Genomic DNA, 21630 nt, shown 5'->3' on the forward strand with positions numbered 1-21630 from the left:
CACCGGGCATGCGCATCATCGGAATCGACCCCGGACTCACCCGATGCGGTGTGGGGATCGTCGACGGCACCGTCGGCCGGCCGCCGGTCCTGGTGGCCGTCGGGGTGGTGCGCACACCCGTCGGACTCGACGTCGCGTCGAGGCTGCTCGCCCTGGAGACGGGGCTGGCCGAGTGGTTCGAGGAGCACCGGCCGGACGCCGTCGCGATCGAACAGGTCTTCTCGCAGCACAACAAGAGCTCGGTGATGGACACCGCGCAGGCCGCGGGTGTCGCGGCGTTGACCGGCGCCCGCCGCGGGCTGCCGGTGACGTTCCACACGCCGTCGGAGGTCAAGGCGGCCGTGACCGGGTCGGGCGGAGCTGACAAGGCCCAGGTGGCGCTCATGGTCACGCGCATCCTGCGGCTCGACGCGCCGCCGCGCCCAGCCGACGCCGCGGACGCCCTCGCCATCGCCGTGTGCCATGCCTGGCGCGGGGGCGCCACCAACCGCTACGCCGCGGCTGTCGCGGCAGCCAGGACGGGCAGCAGATGATCTCCCAGCTCACCGGGACCGTGGTCACGGCCGGCGCCACCTCCGGCGTGCTCGACGTCGGGGGCGTCGGCTTCCGGGTACTCACCACGCCCCAGACCGCGGCCGGGCTGCGCCCTGGCGAGCGCTGCACCCTCCACACGTCGCTGGTGGTCCGTGAGGACTCGATGACGCTGTTCGGGTTCGGCGACGAGGGGGAGCGCGAGGCGTTCGAGCTCGCGCAGACCGCCAGCGGCGTGGGGCCCAAGCTGGCGCTGGCGATCGTGTCGGTCCTCACCCCGGGGGAACTGCGCCGGGCGGTGCTCGCCGAGGACCTGAAGCGGCTGTGCTCGGTGCCCGGCATCGGGCTCAAGGGCGCCCAGAAGCTCGTGATCGAGCTCAAGGACAAGGTCCTGACGCTGACGGACACGGCCTCGGACGGCGTGCCCGCCCCTACCGACGGCGAGGCGTGGCGCGCCCAGGTCAGCGACGGCCTCCAGGGGCTCGGCTGGTCCGCGCGCGACGCGGACGCGGCCTGCGACAACGTGGCCCACCTCGTCGAGGCGGACCCGGGAATCGGCATCGCCAAGCTCCTGCGCGCCGCACTGAACTCGCTGGCGAGGAGGTAGCAGGTGGTGGACCAGCACTCCGAGGTGGACCCGACGGCCGACGTCGAGGACAGGGACTACGAGGCGGCGCTGCGGCCCAAGCGGCTGGCCGAGTTCGAGGGGCAGCCGAGGGTCCGCGAGCAGCTGGCCCTCGTGCTCGACGCGGCCCGGCACCGGGGCACGTCCCCGGACCACGTGCTGCTCTCCGGGCCGCCCGGGCTCGGCAAGACGACGCTCGCCATGATCATCGCCGCCGAGCTCGGCACCGGGCTGCGTATCTCGTCCGGCCCGGCCATCCAGCACGCCGGCGACCTCGCCGCGATCCTCTCCGGACTCGCGGAGGGCGAGGTGCTGTTCCTCGACGAGATCCACCGCCTGTCCCGCCCCGCCGAGGAGATGCTGTACCTCGCCATGGAGGACTTCCGGGTGGACGTCATCGTCGGCAAGGGACCGGGCGCCACCGCCATCCCGATCGAGCTGCCGCCGTTCACCCTGGTGGGCGCCACCACCCGCGCGGGCCTGCTGCCGGGGCCGCTGAGGGACCGGTTCGGCTTCACCGCGCAGCTGGACTTCTACTCCTCGGCAGACCTGGAGGGCATCGTCTCCGGGTCGGCCGGAAAGCTGGGCGTCCGGATCGACGGCGCCGCGCGGGGCGAGATCGCAAGCCGCTCCCGAGGCACGCCCCGCATCGCCAACCGCCTGCTCCGCCGCGTGCGGGACTTCGCGCAGGTGAAGGGCCACCCCGAGGTCGACCGGGGCGTGGCCCGGTCCGCGCTCGAGCTGTACGAGGTGGACGAGCGGGGGCTGGACCGGCTGGACCGTTCGGTGCTCGACGCGCTGTGCCGGCTCTTCGACGGAGGGCCGGTGGGCCTGTCGACCCTGGCGCTGAGCGTGGGGGAGGAGATCGAGACGGTGGCCGAGGTCGCCGAGCCGTTCCTCATCCGGCAGGGTCTGATGGTGCGCACCCCCCGCGGGCGCGTGGCCACACGGGCGGCGTACGCGCACATGGGGATGACGGTCCCGTCGGCGAACCCGGCGCTGTTCGACTAGCCGGGGCGCCGGGTCCCGCCCAGCGACCGGTAGCCTACGCAGCATGCGCACGCGTTCCGACATCAAGGCCTGGCTCACCGACATGGACGGCGTGCTGGTGCACGACAACCGGGCTCTGCCCGGCGCGCAGGAGCTCATCGACCACTGGGTGGCCACGGACACCCCCTTCCTGGTCCTGACCAACAACGCCACCTTCACGCCGCGCGACCTCGCCGCGCGCCTCCAGGACTCCGGCCTCAACGTCCCTGAGGGACGGATCTGGACCTCCGCGATGGCCACGGCCAAGTTCCTGGCGGAGCAGAAGCCCGGCGGCACCTGCTTCATGGTGGGGGAGGCCGGCCTCTCGACGGCGCTGCACGACGCAGGGATGGTGCTCTCCGACCGCTCGCCCGACTTCGTCGTCATCGGCGACACCCGCACCTACTCGTTCGAGGCCATCACCACCGCCATCCGCCTCATCGACGCGGGCGCCCGGTTCATCGCGACCAACCCCGATGCCACGGGCCCCACGCCGACGGGCGTGGTTCCCGCGACCGGCGCGGTCGCCGCGCTCATCACCAAGGCCTCGGGGCGCGAGCCCTATGTGGTGGGCAAGCCCAACCCCATGATGTTCCGCTCGGCGCTGAACAAGATCGGGGCCCACTCGGAGGAGACGGGCATGATCGGCGACCGGATGGACACCGACATCGTCGCGGGCATGGAGGCCGGCCTCCACACCGTGCTCGTGCTGACGGGCATCTCGACGGCCACCTCGATCACCCAGTTCCCCTACCGGCCGGTGGAGATCCTCGACGGCGTGCACCAGATGCTGACCCACGACCCCCGAAGCTGACCCAACTCCCACGCCAGGGAGCGCCGCGGCTGACATTCTTCGCCGCTCCGCTATCCTGAGCGATGGCTTACCCACGTCTGGAGTGAAATATGGACCTGATCCTCATGATGATCGCGCTGTTCGCGGTCATGTACTTCCTCATGATCCGCCCGCAGCAGAAGCGCGCCAAGCAGCACCAGGAGATGCAGTCCGGCCTGAGCGAGGGCGATCGTGTCCTGCTCACCTCCGGCATGTTCGGCACGGTCGCCCACGTGGGCGAGCGGCAGCTGATCATCGAACTGGCCCCCGGCGTCGAGGTGACGGTGCTCAAGGGCAACGTCGCCCGCAAGGTCGGCGCCGAGGACGAGGAGTTCGAGTTCACCGACGAGTCCGCCGCTGACGAACTCGTCGAGGACGCCACCCCGGAGCTCGTCGAGCCCTCTTCGGCCGAGACCACCGAGGGCACCGTCGTCCAGGCTGAGGCCGACGCCGCGGCAGACTCGTTCTTCCAGGATCGCACTGCGGAACCGCGTGCGGAGGACACCAAGTAACAGTGGCCACCACAGCGAAGAGGGGGCGCCCCGGCGTCGTCCTCACCGTATTCCTGCTCATCGTCGCGGGCCTGTACACCATCATGGCCGCCACGAACACGTGGACGCCGAAGCTCGGCCTCGACCTGCAGGGCGGGCAGACCATCACCCTGACCGCCACCAACGAGTCCGTGTCCCTCGAGTCGCTCGAGCTCGCCCGCGACATCATCCAGCAGCGCGTCGACGGCCTCGGCGTCGGTGAGGCGTCCGTCGTGGTCCAGGGTGAGCGCAACATCGTGGTCTCCGCCCCCAACGTGGAGCGCGACGACCTGGTGGAGCTCGTCGGGGCGACGGCCCAGCTGTCGTTCCGGCCCGTGCTGCAGGTGACCGCCGGTACCGGCACGGACCCGTCCGCCAGCCCGGATCCGTCGGAGACCCCGGTCCCCGGCCTGCCGACGGCGCCCCCCAGCCCCACGCCCTCGCCCGAGCCTGGAGAGCAGGGCGAGGCCGGGGACCAGCTCCCCATCGCCGAGGCGCTGGCCTACCAGCCCACCGAGGAGGAGTACCAGGCCTTCCTGGACTTCACCTGCGGCGACGAGGTCACCGACAACCCGCTCACGGCCCAGGTGGTGTGCGACGCCGAGGGCCTGCAGAAGCTCCTGCTCGGCCCGGTGGCGGTGCGCGGCCAGGACCTCACCACCGCCTCCTTCGGCATCCCGCAGGGCGAGCTCGAGTACGCCGTGACGCTCAGCTTCAACAGCACCGGCACCGCCAACATGTCCGAGCTCACGGGTGCCCTCGTCGGCGCCGCGGAGCCCCGCAACATGTTCGCCATCGTCCTCGACGGCAAGGCCGAGTCCGTGGCCACCGCCCAGGCCAAGATCACCAACGGCGAGGCCATCATCCGCGGCGGCTTCACGGCCGAGTCCGCGGCCGGCCTGGCCAACGTGCTGAAGTTCGGATCCCTTCCGCTGTCCTTCGAACCCTCGCAGGTGGAGACCGTGTCGGCCACCCTCGGCGGCGAGCAGCTGCGGGTCGGGATCATCGCGGGAATCGTGGGCCTGCTCGTGGTGATGCTCTACAGCTTCCTGTACTACCGGGGCATGGGCATCGTCGTGGTGCTGTCCCTGGCCGTCGCGGCGGCCACCACCTACGCGATGATGGTGCTGCTGGGCTCCGTGGTGGGCTTCGCGCTCAACCTTCCCGGCATCGCGGGCGCCATCGTCGGCATCGCCGTCACGGCGGACTCGTTCATCATCTACTTCGAGCGCATCCGTGACGAGATCCGCGAGGGCCGCAGCCTCAAGTCCGCCCTGTCGGCGGGCTGGACCAAGGCGCGGGGCACCATCGTGATCTCCGACGCGGTCTCGCTGCTCTCCGCAGTGGTCCTCTTCGTGCTGGCCGTCGGCGCGGTGAAGGGCTTCGCGTTCACGCTCGGCCTCACCACGCTGATCGACCTGGCCGTGGTCTTCTTCTTCACCAAGCCGCTCGTCGAGCTGCTGGCCCGCACGAAGTTCTTCGGCGAGGGGCACAAGTGGTCCGGCCTCGACGCGCACCACATGGGCGTCACGCGCGAATCGCTGCTCGGACGACGGCCCCGCCGCACGACGGTCGCCGCCTCGACAACCCCGCAGGAGGCATGATGTCGACCAGGAAGCTCGGGATCGCCGAGCGTCTGTACACCGGGCAGACCAGCTACGACTTCATGAAGAACCGGCGGCTCTGGTTCATCGTGTCCGCTGTCATCATCGGGGTGTCGCTCCTGCTGCTCGTGTTGCGCGGGCTCACCCTCGGCATCGAGTTCAGCGGCGGCACGGACTTCCAGGCGCCCATGAGCATCCAGCAGGGCACCGTCGACGAGGTGCGCGCCCAGGTGGCGGACCTGCCCATCGAGGATCTCAGCGCGCAGGTGTTCACGCTGGGAGAGGACGCGATCCGCGTCCAGACCCGGGCGCTCACCCCCGACGAGACCAATCAGGTTCGCTCGGCGGTGGCAGACATAGCGGGCACGACGGTGGACAACGTCACCTACAACGCCATCAGCGGCTCCTGGGGCGCGCAGATCACGCGCCAGGGCACCATCGCACTGGTGGTGTTCATCGTGCTGGTGATGGCGCTGATCGCCATCTACTTCCGGGACTGGAAGATGTCCGTCGCGGCTGTGGTGGCCGTCTTCCACGACCTGCTGGTCACCGTCGGCGTCTACGCGGCGGTGGGCTTCACCGTCACCCCGTCCACCGTGATCGGCGTGCTGACCATCCTGGCCTACTCGCTCTACGACACAGTCGTGGTCTTCGACAAGATCCGCGAGAACGTCAAGGGCATCGAGCACACCAGCCACACCTACTCGGAGCAGGCCAACCTGGCCGTCAACCAGGTGCTGGTGCGCTCGCTGAACACCACGGTCATCGGCGTCCTGCCGGTCCTGGCGCTGTTCATCGCCGGCGCCACCCTGCAGAGCGGTCCCCTGGCGGATCTGGGGCTCGCGCTGCTGATCGGCATGATCGCCGGCGCGTACTCCTCGCTGTTCATCGCCGCCCCCGTCCTGGCGCTGCTCAGGGAGCGCGAGCCGGCCATGGTGGAGCATCGCGCGCAACTCGCCCGCCGCAAGGCCCGCGCCGCGCAGCGGTCCTCCCGCCAGGCCACCCTCGACGCGGCGGCCGAGCCGCTCGCGACCGCGGGTGTCACGGGGGTCACCCCCGGTGTGCGCCAGCAGCGGCGCACCGGCGGTTCGCGAGCGGAGCGGAAGGGCAAGGCGTGAGCATCAACGAGGCGGCACGCCGGCGAGGGCTGGTGGAGGCTCTGGTGGCGGACGTCCCGGACTTCCCCCGCCCGGGGGTGGTGTTCAAGGACATCACACCCCTCCTCGCCTCCCCGCAGGGGTTCCAGGCGGCCGTCACGGAGTTGGTCACCACCGCCCCCCGCGAGATCGATGTCGTGGTGGGCATGGAGGCGCGCGGCTTCATCTTCGCCGCCCCGGTGGCGCTCGCACTGGGAGCCGGGTTCGTGCCCGTGCGCAAGCCGGGCAAGCTCCCCGGCGAGACCATCAGCGAGTCGTTCGAGCTGGAGTACGGCTTCGAGACGCTCACCATGCACCGCGACGCCATCCGGCGCGGTGCCCGGGTTCTCGTGGTCGACGACGTGCTGGCCACCGGCGGCACCGTCGGGGCGACGGCCGCCCTGCTCAAGCAGATGGGGGCGGACCTGGTGCACGTCAGCGTCCTCATCGAGCTCGGCTTCCTGGGTGGCCGCGAGCGCCTCGCCACCATGGGCATCGACAACCTCACCGCAGTCCTGACAGTCTGAGCCCATGCCCAAGTTGGAGCCCGGGGGACGCGGCGGGGTGCTGTCACTGGTCAGCCTGCCCCGGATCAGCTCGTCGCCCTTCAAGGAGCTCACCCGGCGGGCCCTGCTGGCCCTGCTCCTGCTCCTCATCAGCACCGCCATCGTGTACCTGGACCGCGACAGCTACATCGACAACACCGCCGGAGACGGCGTCAGCCTCATCGACGCGCTCTACTACTCGACGGTGACCGTCACCACCACCGGCTACGGCGACATCACGCCGCTGGCGGCCCATGCCCGCCTGATGAACGCCCTGATCGTCACCCCGCTGCGCATCGGCTTCCTGGTTCTCCTCGTCGGCACCACCATCGAGGTGCTGACGAAGGAGGGGAGCCGGAGCATCAAGGACACGTTCTGGAGGAGGAAGATGCGCAACCACGTCGTCGTCATCGGCTACGGCACCAAGGGCCGCAGCGCCGTCAACACGCTCCGCCGACAGGGCGAGCCGTTGGAGAAGATCCTCGTCATCGACGCCCACGCCAGCGCCGTCGCGGACGCCAACTTCGACGGCCTGGCCGCGTTCCAGGGCGACGCCACCCGCCGCGAGCTGCTCCGCAGGGCGGAGATCAGCAAGGCCAAGCAGGTCATCATCTCCCTGGACCGCGACGACACCGCGATCCTCGCCACCCTCACGGTCCGGCAGCTCAACCCCACGGCCGGCGTCGTGGTCGCGGTCCGGGAGCACGAGAACGTGCCCCTGGTGCGCCAGTCGGGCGCGTCGTCGGTGGTCACCAGCTCCGAGACGGTGGGCAGGCTCCTCGGCCTGTCGGCCATCGGCCCCGAGCTGGGCACCATCATGCAGGACATGCTCACCGGCGCCGAGGGCCTCGAGGTGCATCAGCGGCTCGCCGACGCCAGCGAGGCCGGACAGCCGCCTGCCTCGGTCCAGGGGGAGCGCGTCATCGGCATCATCCGCAACGGCACGCTGCGCCGCTTCTACGACCAGACGGCCACCAAGATCGAGATCGGCGACGAGCTCATCGTGGTCCGTCGCGCCCAGCCGCCCGCCAAGGACGCCCACGCGATTCTCGCCCGACACTACGACGAGTGACGCCATCGTCCGTGCCGCTACGATTGAGCGAATAGGCGGCGCGGACGGAGGTGGCCAATGTCAGACGATTCGCTGACCGGAGCCTCCAGACTCGTGACCGGCCCGGAGCAGCCCAGGCTGCGCATGCGCCACCGGCTGGCGAGGCTGGGCGCGGTCCGTTCGAAGTCCGCCGTCCTGGACCCGCTGTTCCGGATCGTCAAGTCCAACCACCCCAAGGCGGACCTGGACGTCATCGAGCGCGCCTACCGCGTCGCGGACCAGTGCCACGCGGGTCAGAAGCGCAAGTCGGGGGATCCCTACATCACGCACCCGCTCGCCGTGGCCACCATCCTGGCCGAGCTCGGCATGACGGAGCCCGTGCTCGTGGCGGCCCTTCTGCACGACACCGTCGAGGACACGCCGTACTCGCTCGAGCAGCTCCGCCTGGACTTCTCCGACGAGGTGGCCCGGATGGTGGACGGCGTCACCAAGCTGGACAAGCTCACCTACGGGGAGACGGCCAAGGCCGAGACCATCCGCAAGATGATCATGGCCACCTCGGAGGAGGTGCGCGTCCTCGTGATCAAGCTCGCCGACCGCCTCCACAACATGCGCACCATCGGGTTCCTGCGGCCTGACAAGCAGGTCCGCATCGCGACGGAGACGCTCAACATCTTCGCGCCCCTGGCCCACCGGCTGGGCATGAACACCATCAAGTGGGAGCTGGAGGACCTGTCCTTCTCGGTCATCGAGCCGAAGGTCTACTCCGAGATCGTGGACATGGTGGCGCAGCAGGCGCCCTACCGCGAGCGCTACCTGCGGGAGCTCATCGCCCAGTTCCAGAACCTGCTCACCGAGGCGAAGATCACCGCCACCGTGTACGGGCGGCCCAAGCACTACTACTCGATCTACCAGAAGATGATGGTCCGCGGCCGGGACTTCAAGGAGATCTACGACCTGATCGGGCTGCGGGTCCTGGTGCAGGACACGGCCACCTGTTACGCCGTCCTCGGCGTGGCCCACGCCGCCTGGAAGCCCATCCCGGGACGGTTCAAGGACTACATCGCCGGCCCGAAGTTCAACATGTACCAGTCCCTGCACACCACGGTCCTCGGCGCCAACAACGAGCCGGTGGAGCTGCAGATCCGCACCCACGAGATGCACCGTCGCGCGGAGTACGGTGTCGCGGCCCACTGGAAGTACAAGGAGGACCTGCGCGAGGGCGTGACGCCGGAGGAGGCCGGGCTGCGTGCCATGCACCAGCTGGGCGTCATGTCGAAGGAGACCGAGGACCCGAGCGAGTTCCTCGACTCGGTGATGTTCGAGATCAACTCCGACGAGATCTACGTCTTCACCCCCAAGGGTGAGGTGATCGCCCTCCCCGTCGGCGCCACTCCCGTGGACTTCGCCTTCGCCGTGCACACCGAGGTGGGCTACCGCTGCATCGGCGCCCGCGTCAACGGGCGCCTGGTGGCGCTCAGCACCCGGCTGGCCCAGGGCGACAAGGTGGAGGTGCTGACCTCCAAGGCGGAGGGCGCCGGACCCAGCCGGGACTGGCTCGGCTTCGTCGTCTCCAGCCGCGCCAGGCAGAAGATCAAGGCGCACTTCTCCCGCGAGCGCCGCGACGAGGCCATCGAGCAGGGCAAGGAGGCCCTCGCCAAGGACCTCCGCCGCACCGGGATCCCGATGCAGCGCCTGCTGACGTTGGAGAACCTCACGGCGGTGGCCAACGAGCTGGGCTTCAAGGACGTGCCCGCGCTGTACGCCGCGATCGGCGAGGCGCACATCGGCCCGCAGGGCGTGGTGGAGAAGCTCATCGCGCTGCACGGCGGCGAGGAGGAGGCCGTCGACACGGTCACCGAGGACGTCGTCGTCAAGCAGCGCCGTCGGCCCGTCCGCGACGGCGCCCACATCCTCGTCGACGGCGACGCCTCCGTGGTGGCCAAGTTCGCCAAGTGCTGCTACCCGCTGCCGGGCGACGAGATCATCGGGTTCGTCACCCGCAGCGAGGGCGTCTCGGTGCACCGCGCGGACTGCTCCAACGTGCCCGCGCTGATGCGGGAGCCGGAGCGCATCGTCGACGTGGCCTGGTCCGGCCGCGAGCAGGGATCCACGTTCCTGGTGACCATCCAGATCGAGGGGATCGACAGGGCACGCCTGCTCTCGGACGTCTCGTCGGCGCTCTCGGAGCAGCACGTCGACATCCTCGCGGTCAACATCACCACCAACAAGCAGCGGCAGTTCAGCGGCAAGATGACGTTCGAATCGGCGGACCCGACGCACCTGCAGCATGTGATCAACCAGGTGCGCCGGGTCCCCGGCGTCTACGACGTGTTCCGCGTGGCGGGCTAGCGGTCTCCTACCGCTGCCTCAGCGGGCGGTGAAGTCCGCCAGCGTCTCGCGGGCCTGGGCCAGCCAGCTCTGGTACGTCTCGATGGACTGCTTCGCGTCCTTGACCCGCTTGGCGTCGGACTTCGCCTCGGCCTTGGCCAGGTCCGCCTCCAGCTTCGCGATCTGGGCCTCGAACATCGCCACCGTGTCCTCGGCGCGGCGACGCGCCTCGGGATCAGTCCGGCGCCACTCGTCGGCCTCCATCGCAGAGACCTTCTCGCCCAGCGCGCGGACGCGGCCCTCCAGGTCCCGCATCGCGGTGCGCGGGACGTGGCCGAGCTCGTTGAACTTCGCCAGGAAGTCGCGGTGGATGGCCTTGACGGCCTCGACGTCGGTGACGCCCTCGAGGTCCTTCTCCACCTGCTCGACCAGTGCCTGCTTGGCCGCGAGGTTCTCCGACTGCTCGCCGTCGACGGCGCTCTGGGCCAGCGTGCGGGCCTCGAAGAACGAGTCCTGGATGGCGCGGAACCGCGCCCACAGGGCGTCGTCCTCCGCGCGCCGGGCGCTGCCGGCCGCCTTCCAGCGCTGCATCAGGTCGCGGAACGCCGCGGACGTGGCGCCCCAGTCCGTGGAGGCGGCCAGCGGCTCAGCCTCCGCGATGATGGCCTCCTTCAGCTCCTTGGAGCCGTCGCGACGCTGGTTGAGCTCCGCGAAGTGCGCCTTGCGACGCCGCGTGTACTGCGTGCGGGCGGAGGAGAAGCGGTGCCACAGCTCGTTGTCCGTGGCGCGGTCCACACGGGGCAGCGCCTTCCACTCGTCGAGCAGCACCCGGAAGCGGTCCACGCCGCCGCGCCAGTCGTCGCCCTCGGCCAGCTTCTCGGCCTCCTCGACCATCGCCTCCTTGGCGGCGACGGTGACGGAGTTCTGCTCGGCCCTCAACGCCTTGCGGGCCTCGATCTGGGCGGGGAGCACCTCAAGGAGGGCGTCGAGGCGGCGGGTCAGCGCAGCCAGATCGCCGACGGCGTTGGCCCCGGCCACGTTCGTGCGGGCCGTGCCGATGGCCGTGCGGGCCTCCTCGGGAGACATCGCCTGGGCGGCCACGCGGGATTCGAGCAGGCCCACCTCGGCGGCCAGGTTCTCGAAGCGGCGCACGTAGAACGCCATGGCCTCGTCGGGGGTGGAGTCGGGGATCTGCCCGACACTTCGTTCGGTGTCACCCTCGCGGACATAGACCGTGCCGTCGGCATCGACCCGGCCGAAGCTGGAGGGCGCTTGCGATTCGCTCATGCGCCCAATCTAGCCGTATAGGGTGTCGTCGTGCTCATCCAGCCCATTCAGGTCTCGCCCTGGCAGGCCAACTGCTACCTCGTCTCTCCGCATGAGGACACGGCCGAATGCCTCATCGTCGATCCCGGCATCACGGCGGCGGAGCCGGTCATCGCCGCCGTCGCGGAGCGCGGCCTGAACCCGGTGGCGATCCTCGCCACGCACGGCCACCTCGACCACGTCGGCGACGCCCACATCCTCGCCGGGCGCTGGCACATCCCCGTCTACCTGGCCGCGTCGGACCAGCACCTGCTGATCAGGCCGGGGGACGGGCTCGGGCCCCAGGGCTCCGCCATGATGCGGCAGCTGACCGGCTCCGACACGCTGCCCCCGATCGCCGACGTGCGGGACCACGAGGGTCCCGTCACCCTGGCCCGGATCACGGTCACGCCGTTCCCCGCACCGGGACACACCAAGGGGTCCACGCTGCTGGAGTTCACGTCGGCCCGCACCTCGGTGGTGTTCACCGGGGACGTGCTGTTCGCGGGCACGATCGGGCGCACAGACCTGCCCGGCGGTAGCATGTCCGAGATGCGCGAGTCGCTGCGGCGCATCGCCACGCACTTCCCGGCCGAGACGCCGCTGCTGCCCGGCCACGGCCAGCCCACCAGCATCGGCCAGGAGCTCGACTCGAACCCCTTCCTGCAGCCAGACCACTTGTGAGGAACCCTTGTCCCGCCCCAAGCCGCTGAGCGGTTTCCCCGAGTTCCTGCCTGCCGGCCGCATCGTCGAGAACCGCGTCCTCGACACGGTGACGGGCACCTTCGAGCTGCACGGCTTCGCGCCCATCGAGACGCGCGCCGTCGAGCCGCTGGCGCAGCTGTCGCGGAAGGGGGAGATCGAGAAGGAGATCTACGTGGTGCGCCGGCTGCACGCCGAGGCGGGCGACGTGGACGAGCTCGGGCTGCACTTCGATCTGACCGTCCCGTTCGCCCGTTACGTGCTCGAGAACGCGGGTCACCTGGCATTTCCCTTCCGCCGCTACCAGGTGCAGAAGGTGTGGCGTGGGGAGCGGCCGCAGGAGGGCCGGTACCGCGAGTTCACCCAGGCCGACATCGACATCGTCGGGCAGGACGCGCTGGCGGCCCACCACGACGTTGAGATCCCGCTGGTGGCGCTCGACGTGTTCGAGAAGCTTCACCGCGACCTCGGCCTCCCTCCGGTGTCCCTGCACGTCAACAACCGCAAGCTGTCCGAGGGCTTCTACCGCGGCCTCGGCATCGAGGACACCGCCGCGGTCCTGCAGCGGGTGGACAAGTACGACAAGATCGGGCCGGACGCCGTCGCCCAGCTGCTGACCGCCGAGGTGGGCCTGTCGGAGGCCCAGGCCCGCGGCTGCGTGGCGCTGGCGGGCATCGCGGCCACGGACGAGTCCTTCGTCGACGACGTGCGCCGGCTCGGCGTGACGGGCGAGCTGCTGGACTCCGGGCTCGAGGAGCTGTCGGCCCTGGTCCGGGTGGCCGCCCGCTCGGTGCCGGACCGGGTCGTGGCGGACCTGAAGATCGCACGGGGCCTGGACTACTACACCGGCACGGTCTACGAGACGTTCCTGGTGGGGTCGGAGAGACTGGGCTCCGTCGCCTCGGGAGGGCGCTACGACTCGCTGGCGAGCGACGGCAAGGTCACATTCCCCGGCGTCGGCTACTCCTTCGGCATCACCCGCATCCTCGCCCCGCTCATCGGTAAGGGGAAGCTCGTCGCCTCGCGCAGCGTCCCCAGCGCGGTCCTCGTGGCGGTGGACGACGAGTCCTCGCGCGAGCGGGCCATCGCGGTCGCGGCCAAGCTGCGGACCCGGGGGATTCCCGTGGAAGTGGCGCCCAAGGCGGACAAGTTCGGCAAGCAGATCCGGTTCGCGGAGCGCCGCGGCATCCCATTCGTGTGGTTCGGCGCCGGGTATGACGATTCCGTCAAGGACATCCGCACAGGCGAGCAGACCCCAGCATCGCCGGACGACTGGCGGCCGTCGCCGGACGACCTCGTGCCCGGAGTGACGGCCGCCCTCTGAGCCGAGCGGTCGCGCCCGTCGCGTGGTGGCCCCGTGGCGCCACGGCATCGACGGGTCGAGCACCCCACCCGGTAGGACCGAGCGATCGGCGGCGAGGCGAGCGAACCGGGCGTGATCAGTGATTCGTCCATGTTCGCCGCGAGTTCTCATATGGCGGTCCACGTCGGGGCCGTCTAGATTCTCCAGGTCGCCGATCGCGGATCTGCCTGAAGGAGAGACATGGCCATCGACCATCGACGGGATCGCCGCCTCCGGCTGAGGGCGCCCGGCCACCCTCGACGGGGACACCTGGCCCTGGGTGAGCCGGACACGGCACCCGATCGGATCGAGGTGACGAGCCGCTCCCTCGAACGCGCCGGGAAGCCGTGGTTCCCGGTGACCGGCGAGATCCACTTCTCACGCATCCCGCGCGACCGGTGGCCCGAGGTGCTCGGGCATGCCAGGGCTGGCGGCCTCGACTCCGTGGCCACCTACGTGTTCTGGCAGGCCCACGAGCCCACCGCGGGATCGTTCCGCTGGGACGGCGACCTGGACCTGCGCGCCTTCGTCGAGCTGGCGCGGGACTTCGGTCTCGACGTCATCGTCCGGATGGGACCCTGGGCGCACGGCGAGGCCCGCCACGGGGGCTTCCCCGACTGGCTCATCGAGTTGGGGCTGCACACCCGGACCAACGACCCGGCCTACCTGGAGCTGGTCCGGCGGCTCTACGCGGAGATCATCGCCCAGCTCTCCGGCCTCACCCATGCCGACGGCGGTCCCGTCGTCGGCGTCCAGATGGACAACGAGCTGTACGACCAGCCGCAGCACCTGGCCGCGCTGCGCGGCATCGCTGAGGGCCTCGGGCTGAACGTCCCGATCTGGACGGCCACCGGATGGGGTGGCGCGCAGGTGCCCGAGACGCTGCTGCCGGTCTACAGCGCCTACTCGGAGGGGTTCTGGGAGGACACCGATGTGGAGTGGCCCGCTAACGCATCGTTCCACTTCCGCTACACGGAGGTCCGCGACGACCTGAGCGTCGGGAAGGATCTCCGGGAGGCCCTGGACGGCATCACACTCGGGCCCGACGAGGTCGCCCTCAAGGACGACGACGCACTGCCCTTCGCCACGTGCGAGCTGGGCGGCGGCATGCACGTCGCGTACCACCGTCGTCCGCTTGTGAGCGCCGAGGACGTGGCCAACCTGGCACTGGCGAAGATCGGCGGCGGATCGATCTGGCAGGGCTACTACATGTACGCCGGCGGCACGATGCGCGTCGGCGGGCACGGGACCGAGCAGGAGTCCCAGGCCACCGGCTACCCCAACGACGTCCCGACCCGCACCTACGACTTCTTCGCCCCCATCGGCGAGTTCGGCCAGATCCGTGGGCATCACCACAGACTGCGCCGGCAGCACCTGTGGCTGCAGCTCGACGGCGCGGCCCTCGCGGCCATGACCACCACCGTCGGAGGCGGCAGCGAGGACCCGGGGGAGCTGCGGTGGTCGGTGCGCTCCGACGGCCGGCGCGGCTATCTGTTCCTCACCACCTACCAGCCGCCGAAGCGCCCCATCGCGGCCCAGCCCGGGGTGTCGCTCACCCTCGACTTCGAGGACGCGACCCTCACCGTGCCCTCCGCCCCGGTGGACCTCCCCGAGGGGATCTCCGTCGCCTGGCCGCTGCGCTACCCGTTGACAGACGACCTCGTGCTGCGCAGCGCCACCGCGGCGATCCTCAGCCGCGGCACGGACGAGGTGGGCGACGTGGTGGTCCTGTCCGCCACCCCCGGCATCGACGTCGAACTGGTCCTGGAGGGTGAGGTCGAGGTCGGGGGACCCGTCACCGCGGAGGTCGTCGATGGGGCCACCGTCGTGCGGCTCACCGGCCGGCCCGGCCCGGCGTGCGTCGTCGAGTTGCCGGGGGTCCGCGTCGTCATCCTCGACGACGACCACGCCGATCAGCTGTACCGACTCCACTTCGCCGGGGCCGACCGGCTAGTCCTGTCCGACGCACCCGTCTACGTCATGGGCGATGCGCTCATCGCACACACCGACCAGCGCCACGCGACGATCGGGTTCCTGCCGGCACCCGTGGGGCTGACCGCCGACGGAGCCCTCCTCGAGCCGGCCGACGCTGCGGGGCCGTGGGAGTTCGTCAGCCTCTCGATTCCCGGCGCAGGATCCGTGCGATTGCTGGGCGACCTCGCACCGGTTGCCCCCGCACCACCGGCACCCCGGACGGGCGGCCCACTGGGGCGGCTCTCCGCACCCACCGACTTTTCAGGGGCGGCGAGCGTGCAGGTGGAGGTGCCCCCGGAGGCCCTAGACGACACCGACCGGGTGCTCGTCCGGGTGACCTGGACCGGCGACGTCGGAAGGGCCGTCCTCGGCGGCGAGGTCATCAGCGACCACTTCTGGCACGGCCGCGTCTGGGACATCGACGTGACGCCCCACCGCGACACGCTCCGCACCCGGCCGCTGGAACTCCAACTGCTGCCGTGGCGGAAGGAGACCGGGGTATGGGTCGACCCGAGCGTCCGTGAGGTGCCAGACGGCATCTCGATCAGCGGCATCGACGCGGTCCGCGTGGCCCGTGTCGCGCTCACCACCAGGGAGGATCCCCGCACACCCCGGTGAGCCGGCCGTCGCCCGACAGCCGCGGCCTGTGCCACCCAGAGGCTGCCCGAGCCGCCCGCCGACCCGCCGGTCGCGCGGTTCCAGCCCTGACGGCCGAGCCGTTACGATGTCGGGGCGAGCTGCACCGTCTATGCAGCCGAACGAGAGGAATACAGTGATCCGCACCCACGACGCCGGCGCCCTGCGCGCCGAGCACGCAGGCAACCAGGTCGTCCTAGCCGGGTGGGTGGCCAAGCGCCGCGACCACGGCGGCCTCGCCTTCATCGACCTGCGCGACGCCTCGGGCCGAGTCCAGGTGGTCATCCGCGACGAGCTGCTCGAGGCCACCGGCGCCCACGACCTCCGCAACGAGTACTGCATCAAGGTCACCGGCGTCGTCGAGGTCCGGCCCGAGGGCAACGAGAACCCGGACCTGCCCACCGGTCAGATCGAGGTCGCGATCACCGAGCTCGAGGTGCTCAACACCTCCGCGCCGCTGCCGTTCCAGATCGACGAGCGGGTCACCGTCGGTGAGGAGGCCCGCCTGCGCTACCGCTACCTGGACCTCCGCCGCCCGGCGCCCGGCGCCGCCATCCGCCTCCGCTCCGACGTGAACAAGGCCGCCCGGAAGGTGCTGGGGGAGCGCGACTTCGTCGAGATCGAGACGCCCACGCTGACACGGTCCACACCGGAGGGTGCCCGCGACTTCATCGTCCCGGCGCGCCTGTCGCCCGGCTCGTGGTACGCGCTGCCGCAGTCGCCGCAGCTGTTCAAGCAGCTGCTCATGGTGGCGGGCATGGAGCGCTACTACCAGATCGCACGCTGCTACCGCGACGAGGACTTCCGCGCCGACCGGCAGCCCGAGTTCACCCAGCTCGACATCGAGATGAGCTTCGTGGACCAGGACGACGTGATCGAACTGGGCGAGGCGCTGGTCAAGGAGATCTGGGCGCTGATCGGGGCAGACCTCCCCACGCCCTTCCCGAGGATCACCTACCTCGACTCCATGGACCGGTACGGCTCGGACAAGCCCGACCTGCGCTTCGACCTGGAGCTGACCGAGCTCACCGGGTACTTCTCCGAGACGACCTTCCGCGTGTTCCAGGCGCCGTACGTCGGCGCCATCGTGATGCCCGGCGGCGGCTCGCAGCCCCGCCGCACCTTCGACGCGTGGCAGGAATGGGCCAAGCAGCGCGGCGCGAAGGGGCTGGCCTACGTCACCCTCGACGAGAACGGCGTGCTGGGCGGCCCCGTCGCCAAGAACCTCTCGGACGCGGAACGCGACGGCCTGGCGGAGATCACCGGCGCCAAGCCGGGGGACTGCATCTTCTTCGCCGCCGGCGCCCGCGCGGCCTCACAGGCCCTCCTCGGCGCCGCGCGCAACGAGATCGGCGAGCGCTGCGGCCTGATCGACGAGGACGCGTGGAGCTTCCTGTGGGTGGTCGACGCTCCGCTGTTCAAGCCCACCTCGGACGCCAAGGCCGAGGGTGACGTCGCGGTGGGGGAGGGCGCCTGGACGGCCGTGCACCACGCGTTCACCTCGCCCAAGCCCGAGCATCTGGACACGTTCGACACCGCCCCGGGCGAGGCGCTGGCCTACGCCTACGACATCGTGTGCAACGGCAACGAGATCGGCGGGGGGTCCATCCGAATCCATCGCCGCGACGTGCAGGAGCGCGTGTTCAAGGTGATGGGCATCGGCGCGGAGGAGGCGCAGGAGAAGTTCGGCTTCCTGCTGGACGCCTTCCAGTTCGGCGCCCCGCCGCACGGCGGCATCGCGTTCGGCTGGGACCGGATCGTGGCGCTGCTCAGCAGGTCCGACTCGATCCGCGACGTCATCGCGTTCCCCAAGAGCGGCGGCGGGTTCGACCCGCTGACCCAGGCGCCCGCGCCCATCTCCGTGCAGCAGCGCAGGGAGGCCGGCGTGGACGCCAAGCCCGAGGCGAAGAAGGACGCCCCCTCCGCGTCCTGACCAGCCACTCGCCCCCGTCGGTCCGTCCGGCGGGGGCGAGTTGAGCCTGACACGGCTTTCGTTGCGGGCAGTTGAGCCTGACACGGCTCTCACTGTGAGCGGTTGAGCCTGAATCGAGGGTCACCCGCTCGACGGCGGGAGTTCAACGTTCCAAGCCGGACGAGGTCGATTTCAGGCTCAACGCCTTCCCGACGGGCGGGTTAACCGCCAGCGAGCACGTTGGGGATGCTGCGCGGGCGCAGCACCAGCCACAGGGCCGCGGCCGACAGCGAGGCGCTGGTCAGGATCGCGACCCCCATGGGAACGGCGCTGGTCATCGGCACCAGGCCGATGAGGGGGCCCACCGTGGAGCCCACGATCTGGGTGGTGGCGCCCATGAGCGAGGCCGCCGTGCCCGAGTGCTGGCGGTGGTTGTGCAGCAGGAGGATCTGCCCGCACGGCGCCGAGAGGCCGAAGCCGAAGGTGAGCAGCCACAGCGCAGGCACGAGCGGGACGAAGCCCACGTCGGCGGCATCGACGATCAGGACCGACACGCCGGAGAGCACCATGAGGCTGGTCGCCAGCGCGAGGACCCACTGCGGGCCCCAGCGCTGCGCCAGTCGGCTGCCCAGCTGGACGCCGACGAAGACCCCGAACGAACAGATCGCGAACACGGTGCCGAATCCCTGCGGCGACAGGCCGTAGACCTCCTGGAGCAGCACCGACGAACTGGCCACGTAGGAGAACAGGGCCCCGAACGCGAAGGCGGCCACGAGAATGGCGCCGAGCGACATGCGGTCGGTGAACACCGCACGGAAGGCCCGCCCGACGGGCTTCAGCCCGCCCCTGGTCCGCTCCGACGGGGGCCGCGTCTCGACCGTCATCACCACGATGAGCGCGATGACGACGGAGCCGTAGGCAGCCAGGCCCCAGAACACGCCGCGCCAGTCCATGAAGCCCACCATCCATGAGCCGATGATCGGGGCGACGATGGGCGCGAGGCCCGAGATGAGCGCCAGCCGCGACAGCATCACCACGAGGGGACGGCCGCTGAAGAGGTCGCGTGCCATGGCCATGGCCACCACAGCGCCGCCGGCCGCGCCGACGCCCTGCAGCAGCCGCATGGCCGTGAGGAACTCGATGGTGGGGGAGACCGCGACCAGGACCGACGACACCACGTGCAGGATCGAGCAGGCGATCAGCGGCAGCCGGCGCCCCAGCCGGTCGCTGAGGGGGCCGACGAGCAGCTGGCCCGTGGCGAAGCCGAGGGTGGTGGCCGACAGCGTGAGCTGGACCTGCGCGTCGGAGATCCCGAGGTCCGACTTGAGCGCCGGGAAGGCCGGGAGATAGAGGTCGATGGTGAACGGGCCGAGGCCCGTCAGCATGCCGAGGGTGACGATGATTGCGATGCGACGACGTCTGGAGAATGTGTTGCCGAGGTGGGAAGCCACAACTGACCATCCTAGGATGGTTTGGGATTCAAACAAACCCGGGGCCCGCGAGCGGGAGCACTAGAGTGGAACCGATGAGCTTCGACCTGTTCGGCAATCCCGACCCGGCACCCCCCACCCGCGGCGGCTCGCTCAGCGACTCCACGAACCCCCAGGCCCCGCTCGCGGTGCGGCTGCGGCCCCGGACGCTGGACGAGATCGTCGGCCAGCAGCACCTCCTCGCCGCAGGCTCCCCGCTGCGCCGCCTCGCCGACGGGCAGCCCATGTCGGTGTTCCTGTGGGGGCCGCCCGGGGTGGGCAAGACCACCATCGCCTCCGTCGTGTCCCAGGCCACCAACCGCCGCTTCGTCGAGCTGTCCGCGGTCACCGCGGGGGTGAAGGAGGTCCGGGCCGAGCTGGAGACCGCGCGCCGCGAGCTGGCACGGGGGCATGCCACCGTCCTGTTCGTCGACGAGGTGCACCGGTTCTCCAAAGCCCAGCAGGACGTCCTGCTGCCGGCGGTGGAGAACAGGCTGGTCACGCTCATCGCCGCCACCACGGAGAACCCGTCGTTCTCGGTCATCTCACCTCTGCTGTCGCGCTCGCTGCTGCTGCGCCTCAAACCGCTCACCACCGAGGATCTCGTCGCGCTCGTCGAGCGCGCCCTGACCGACGAGCGCGGCCTGCGACGCGCGTCCGGGGAACCGTTCGAGCTGTCGGGGGACGCCCGCGACCTCATCATCCGACTCTCGGGCGGCGACGCCCGGCGTGCCCTGACGTACCTGGAGGAGTCGGCGGCCGCCGCCCAGGCCCTCGGTGTCGCGGTGATCGACCAGGCGGCCGTCGAGTCCTCGGCGGACCGGGCCGCCGTGCGCTACGACCGCGACGGTGACCAGCACTACGACATCATCTCCGCCTTCATCAAGTCCGTCCGCGGGTCCGACGTCGACGCGGCGCTGCACTACCTGGCGCGCATGCTGGAGGCGGGCGAGGACCCACGCTTCATCGCCCGCCGGCTCATGATCTCGGCATCCGAGGACATCGGCATGGCGGCCAGTGGCGTCCTGCAGACCTGCGTCGCGGCGGCCCAGGCGGTCCAGCTGCTCGGCATGCCCGAGGCGCGGATCACCCTGGCCCACGCCACCGTCGCCGCGGCCACCGCACCGAAGTCCAACGCGGCCTACCTGGCCCTCGACGCGGCGGTCGCCGATGTGCGGGGCGGCAAGGGGGGCCTGGTCCCGCCGCACCTGCGCGACGCCCACTACGCCGGCGCTGAGAAGCTGGGCCACGGCAAGGGCTACCGCTACCCGCACGACTTCCCGCACGGGGTGGTGGCCCAGACCTACCTCCCGGAGGACCTGGAGGGCGCGCGGTACTACGTGCCCACCGACCACGGCCAGGAGGCCGCCATCGCCGAACGCGTCACGCTGCTGAGGGGGCTTCTGGCGGGGGAGCCGTCGGCTAGAGTTACGCCGTCCGCAGATCCAAGGAGGACAGGACCATGACCGTTGGAGACATCGCCGGGCTCATCGCCGCGATCGCGCTTTGCGTGCTGGTGGCGTTGCTCGCCGTGCCCCTGCTCAAGCTCAGCCGCGTGCTGGACGAGGTCAGGCTCACCGTGCGGGACGTTGGCCACAACTCCGTGCCCATCCTGCAGGAGCTGAAGAGCACCGTCGTGGCCACCAACGAGGAGCTGGCCAAGCTGAGCCTGGTCACCGACGACGTGAGCAAGGCCTCCGGGCACGCCACGGTGGTCACCGAGAACGCGGCGCAGATGTCGACCCTGTTCGCCGCGACGCTGGGCGGGCCCCTGGTCAAGACCGCGGCCTTCACCTACGGCGTCCGCAAGGCCTTCCAGGGACGGAAGAAGAAGTGAAGGGCCTGTTCTGGATTCTCGTCGGCGCCGGGCTGGCGGTGTTCCTCATGATGCGCGGCAAGGAGCTGCTCCACCGGCTGACCCCGCGCGGCGTGCAGGAGCAGGTCGCCGAGAAGGGGCACGAGGCCGCCGCGAGCTTCGGAGACTTCATGGGCACCTTCCGCACCGCCATGGCCCAGCGCGAGGCCGAGCTCCGGCACGAGCTCAACATTCCCGCGACCACCCACTGACCACCTGAG

Annotated in this window: 19 protein-coding genes; 17 read left to right on the forward strand and 2 right to left on the reverse strand. The window is 70.5% G+C overall.

The annotated features are described in order from the left end of the window. The first annotated feature begins 17 nt into the window (after window positions 1-17). The 10 genes from ruvC to ACX1D3_RS11010 all read left to right on the forward strand — a co-directional run bounded on the left by ruvC (window position 18) and on the right by ACX1D3_RS11010 (window position 10235). A complete protein-coding gene (gene ruvC / locus ACX1D3_RS10965) occupies window positions 18-533 on the forward strand; it encodes a crossover junction endodeoxyribonuclease RuvC (protein ID WP_458996532.1) in 516 nt (171 codons plus the stop codon). After that, window positions 530-1138: a Holliday junction branch migration protein RuvA gene (gene ruvA / locus ACX1D3_RS10970; protein ID WP_458993916.1), complete on the forward strand. Its 609-nt coding sequence runs from the start codon at window positions 530-532 to the stop codon at window positions 1136-1138. The genes ruvC and ruvA overlap by 4 nt, the downstream gene beginning before the upstream one ends. A 3-nt stretch (window positions 1139-1141) precedes the next feature. Then, window positions 1142-2167 carry a Holliday junction branch migration DNA helicase RuvB gene (gene ruvB, locus ACX1D3_RS10975; protein WP_458993917.1) on the forward strand — a complete coding sequence of 342 codons (1026 nt, stop codon included), beginning with the start codon at window positions 1142-1144 and terminating at the stop codon, window positions 2165-2167. A gap of 43 nt (window positions 2168-2210) precedes the next feature. Then, window positions 2211-2999: an HAD-IIA family hydrolase gene (locus ACX1D3_RS10980; protein WP_458993918.1), complete on the forward strand. Its 789-nt coding sequence runs from the start codon at window positions 2211-2213 to the stop codon at window positions 2997-2999. A gap of 89 nt (window positions 3000-3088) precedes the next feature. Further along, on the forward strand, window positions 3089-3529 hold the full coding sequence (yajC, locus tag ACX1D3_RS10985; RefSeq protein WP_458993919.1) for a preprotein translocase subunit YajC: 441 nt from the start codon (window positions 3089-3091) through the stop codon (window positions 3527-3529). A 2-nt stretch (window positions 3530-3531) separates the two neighbouring features. Further along, window positions 3532-5151 (forward strand): protein translocase subunit SecD, encoded by a 1620-nt coding sequence (gene secD / locus ACX1D3_RS10990; RefSeq protein WP_458993920.1) that lies wholly within the window; start codon window positions 3532-3534, stop codon window positions 5149-5151. Further along, on the forward strand, window positions 5151-6269 hold the full coding sequence (gene secF, locus ACX1D3_RS10995; RefSeq protein ID WP_458993921.1) for a protein translocase subunit SecF: 1119 nt from the start codon (window positions 5151-5153) through the stop codon (window positions 6267-6269). The genes secD and secF overlap by 1 nt, the downstream gene beginning before the upstream one ends. A 2-nt stretch (window positions 6270-6271) precedes the next feature. Then, complete coding sequence (locus ACX1D3_RS11000) at window positions 6272-6814, forward strand: adenine phosphoribosyltransferase (protein ID WP_458996533.1); 543 nt, start codon at window positions 6272-6274, stop codon at window positions 6812-6814. 4 nt (window positions 6815-6818) lie between these two features. Continuing rightward, complete coding sequence (locus ACX1D3_RS11005) at window positions 6819-7904, forward strand: potassium channel family protein (RefSeq protein WP_458993922.1); 1086 nt, start codon at window positions 6819-6821, stop codon at window positions 7902-7904. 57 nt (window positions 7905-7961) lie between these two features. Beyond that, window positions 7962-10235 (forward strand): RelA/SpoT family protein, encoded by a 2274-nt coding sequence (locus tag ACX1D3_RS11010; RefSeq protein WP_458993923.1) that lies wholly within the window; start codon window positions 7962-7964, stop codon window positions 10233-10235. Between the two features lie 18 nt (window positions 10236-10253). Here the strand turns inward: ACX1D3_RS11010 and ACX1D3_RS11015 are convergent, their stop codons facing one another. Then, window positions 10254-11501, reverse strand: a complete 1248-nt coding sequence (locus ACX1D3_RS11015) for a DUF349 domain-containing protein (protein WP_458993924.1) — start codon at window positions 11499-11501, stop codon at window positions 10254-10256. A gap of 30 nt (window positions 11502-11531) precedes the next feature. On the opposite strand from ACX1D3_RS11015, the gene ACX1D3_RS11020 reads away from it, so the two are divergent. The 4 genes from ACX1D3_RS11020 to aspS all read left to right on the forward strand — a co-directional run bounded on the left by ACX1D3_RS11020 (window position 11532) and on the right by aspS (window position 18106). Then, on the forward strand, window positions 11532-12203 hold the full coding sequence (locus ACX1D3_RS11020; RefSeq protein ID WP_458993925.1) for an MBL fold metallo-hydrolase: 672 nt from the start codon (window positions 11532-11534) through the stop codon (window positions 12201-12203). Window positions 12204-12210: 7 nt separating this feature from the next. Further along, window positions 12211-13545 carry a histidine--tRNA ligase gene (gene hisS, locus ACX1D3_RS11025; protein WP_458993926.1) on the forward strand — a complete coding sequence of 445 codons (1335 nt, stop codon included), beginning with the start codon at window positions 12211-12213 and terminating at the stop codon, window positions 13543-13545. A 219-nt stretch (window positions 13546-13764) separates the two neighbouring features. After that, the gene (locus ACX1D3_RS11030; protein WP_458993927.1) at window positions 13765-16155 is read left to right on the forward strand and encodes a beta-galactosidase; all 2391 of its coding nucleotides are present in this window, start codon (window positions 13765-13767) and stop codon (window positions 16153-16155) included. Window positions 16156-16309: 154 nt separating this feature from the next. Next, window positions 16310-18106: an aspartate--tRNA ligase gene (aspS, locus tag ACX1D3_RS11035; RefSeq protein WP_458993928.1), complete on the forward strand. Its 1797-nt coding sequence runs from the start codon at window positions 16310-16312 to the stop codon at window positions 18104-18106. Between the two features lie 200 nt (window positions 18107-18306). Here the strand turns inward: aspS and ACX1D3_RS11040 are convergent, their stop codons facing one another. Then, a complete protein-coding gene (locus tag ACX1D3_RS11040) occupies window positions 18307-19536 on the reverse strand; it encodes a multidrug effflux MFS transporter (protein WP_458993929.1) in 1230 nt (409 codons plus the stop codon). A 74-nt stretch (window positions 19537-19610) separates the two neighbouring features. On the opposite strand from ACX1D3_RS11040, the gene ACX1D3_RS11045 reads away from it, so the two are divergent. From ACX1D3_RS11045 to ACX1D3_RS11055, 3 genes are read left to right on the forward strand one after another with little or no spacing between them, the layout of a single operon-like run. After that, window positions 19611-21020, forward strand: a complete 1410-nt coding sequence (locus tag ACX1D3_RS11045) for a replication-associated recombination protein A (RefSeq protein WP_458993930.1) — start codon at window positions 19611-19613, stop codon at window positions 21018-21020. Beyond that, a complete protein-coding gene (locus ACX1D3_RS11050) occupies window positions 21017-21391 on the forward strand; it encodes a DUF948 domain-containing protein (protein ID WP_458993931.1) in 375 nt (124 codons plus the stop codon). The genes ACX1D3_RS11045 and ACX1D3_RS11050 overlap by 4 nt, the downstream gene beginning before the upstream one ends. Continuing rightward, on the forward strand, window positions 21388-21621 hold the full coding sequence (locus ACX1D3_RS11055) for a hypothetical protein (protein WP_458993932.1): 234 nt from the start codon (window positions 21388-21390) through the stop codon (window positions 21619-21621). Before ACX1D3_RS11050 ends, ACX1D3_RS11055 begins: the two co-directional genes overlap by 4 nt. Window positions 21622-21630: the final 9 nt, after the last annotated feature.

Source organism: Tessaracoccus yangjingae (assembly GCF_054483935.1).